The 3,326-nt window shown below is 31.9% G+C and carries 1 protein-coding gene; it reads right to left on the reverse strand.

The window, feature by feature from the left end; translation table 11 throughout:
- Positions 1-3,326: beta strand repeat-containing protein (locus MBCUR_RS01545; RefSeq protein WP_067089372.1), on the reverse strand; the 3,326-nt coding region annotated here is incomplete at both ends.

Genomic DNA, 3,326 nt, shown 5'->3' on the forward strand with positions numbered 1-3,326 from the left:
ATGCCAGTCCAACTAAGAGTCTGACCTACTTTAACACCACTAGCATTATCACTAATATAAATCAAGCGATAATCAAGAACATCAGTTAAACTAATACCAGTAGCATTATCAGGACCATGATTAGTAATATTTATAATGTAAGAAACTAACTGAACATCCAAAGCACTAGTTACATTAACAGTCTTACTAACAGTTAAATTAATACTAGCATTAGTATCAACACTACTATTATTACCATTAGATGAGTTATCTCCAGTATTATTCTGATCTGACCCAGTAACATTCACTATATTTTTAATATTACCAGTACCATTCAACCTAACAATCAATTGAATGATATAAGATTTATTAGTGTTTATTGTGATGCCAGTCCAACTAAGAGTCTGACCTACTTTAACACCACTAGCATTATCACTAATATAAATCAAGCGATAATCAAGAACATCAGTTAAACTAATACCAGTAGCATTATCAGGACCATGATTAGTAATATTTATAATGTAAGAAACTAACTGACCATCCAAAGCACTAGTTACATTAACAGTCTTACTAACAGTTAAATTAATACTAGCATTAGTATCAACACTACTATTGTTACCATTAGATGAGTTATCTCCAGTATTATTCTGATCTGAACCAGTAACATTCACTATGTTTCCAATATTACCAGTACCATTCAACCTAACAACTAATTGAATAATATAAGACTTATTAGTGTTTATTGTGATGCCAGTCCAACTAAGAGTCTGACCTACTTTAACACCACTAGCATTATCACTAACATAAATCAAGCGATAATCAAGAACATCAGTTAAACTAACACCAGTAGCATTATCAGGACCATGATTAGTAATAGTAATAATATAAGAAACTAACTGACCATCCAAAGCACTAGTCACATTAACAACTTTACTAATGGTTAAATTAATACTAGCATTAGTATCAACAGTACTATTGTTACCATTAGATGAGTTATCTCCAGTATTATTCTGATCTGAACCAGTAACATTCACTATGTTTCCAATATTACCAGTACCATTCAACCTAACAACTAATTGAATAATATAAGACTTATTAGTGTTTATTGTAATGCCAGTCCAACTAACAGTCTGACCCACTTTAACACCACTAGCATTATCACTAACATAAATCAAGCGATAATCAAGAACATCAGTTAAACTAACACCAGTAGCATTATCAGGACCATGATTAGTAATAGTAATAATATAAGAAACTAACTGACCATCCAAAGCATTAGTTAGATTTACTGCTTTATTAATTGATAAATTAATGGCTGGATCAACATGGATTGTAGAGTTGTTGCTTTGTGTTTCGTTCTCACCTGTATTATTTTCCTCTGCACTAAGATTGGTTATATTATTAGTGATATTTCCTGTACCATTTAACTGGACAATGATAACAATTGTAGCATTACCACCAAGACTAATAGTTCCTGCATTCCATAAACCAGTGCTACTATCATATGTACCATTGCCAGTAGCATTAATAAAGATTAAACGAGGATCAAGAACATCATAAGCCACTACATTATGTGCTATATCTGGACCATGATTTATTATAATAAGAGTGTATTCAACTAATTCACCATTAAGAATAGATTTTGTTACATTTACAGTTTTACTAAGTGTAAGATTAACAGAACCATTAACAGTTACATTGGTGGTTTCATTGGTAGCATTACCCCCAGTATTATTTTCATTACTAGTCACATTAACAACAACATTACCAATAACACCAGTACCATTTAGTTGAGCAACAATGACCAAAGTAGCATTGCCATTAACACTAATGTTTCCTACAACCCATAAACCAGTCACATTATTGTATGTACCGTTACCAGTAGCATTAATAAATATTAATCTATCATCAAGTAAATCCACAGCAGTCACATTAGTAGCATTATCAGAACCATAATTAAAAATAACAATGGTATAAGTAACAAATTCCCCATCTAAAGCAGTACCAGTCACATTAACAGTCTTAACAACAGTCAAATTAATTGCTTTACTTGAGTTTAAAGTCTCATTTACTGTAGTATTACCAGTATTGTTTTCACTACTATCAACAGTTAAATTATTACTAATATTACCTGTACCATTAACACGGAACACAATGTTTAAAGTCACAGTCGTACCATTAGAAATATTACCCACATACCAAACATGATCAGTTTCATCATAGTAACCAGCATTAGTGGTGTTAGAGCCTGAAATGTAAAGTAAGTCTGGTCCAAAGACTTCATTAATATTCACATTGCTAGCATTATCAGGGCCATGGTTAGTAACAGTAATAGTGAAATTAACCAACTGACCATTCAAAACACCAGTCACATTAGCAACCTTAACAACAGTCAAATTAATTGCTTTACTTGAGTTTAAAGTCTCATTTACTGTAGTATTACCAGTATTGTTTTCACTACTATTAACAGTTAAGTTATTACTGATATTACCTGCACCATTAACACGGAATACAATGTTTAAAGTCACAGTTGTACCATTAGAAATATTACCCACATACCAAACATGGTTAGTTTCATTATAGTAGCCGGTATTAGTGGTGTTAGAGCCTGAAATGTAAATTAAGTCTGGTCCAAAGACTTCAGTAATATTCACATTGCTAGCATTATCAGGACCATGGTTAGTAACAGTAATAGTGAAATTAACCAACTGACCATTCAAAACACCAGTCACATTAGCAACCTTAACAACACTTAAATTAATTGCTTTACTTGAGTTTAAAGTCTCATTTACTGTAGTATTACCAGTATTGTTTTCACTACTATTAACAGTTAAATTGTTACTAATATTACCTGCACCATTAACACGGAATACAATGTTTAAAGTCACAGTTGTACCATTAGAAATATTACCCACATACCAAACATGGTTAGTTTCATTATAGTAGCCGGTATTAGTGGTGTTAGAGCCTGAAATGTAAATTAAGTCTGGTCCAAAGACTTCAGTAATATTCACATTGCTAGCATTATCAGGACCATGGTTAGTAACAGTAATAGTGAAATTAACCAACTGACCATTCAAAACACCAGTCACATTAGCAACCTTAACAACACTTAAATTAATTGCTTTACTTGAATTTAAAGTCTCATTTACTGTAGTATTACCAGTATTGTTTTCACTACTATTAACAGTTAAATTGTTACTAATATTACCTGTACCATTAACACGGAATACAATGTTTAAAGTCACAGTTGTACCATTAGAAATATTACCCACATACCAAACATGGTTAGTTTCATTATAGTAGCCAGTGTTAGTGGTGTTAGAGCCTGAAATGTAAATTAAGTC

The organism is Methanobrevibacter curvatus (genome assembly GCF_001639295.1).
In the GTDB taxonomy this organism is placed as follows: Archaea; Methanobacteriota; Methanobacteria; order Methanobacteriales; family Methanobacteriaceae; genus Methanoflexus; species Methanoflexus curvatus.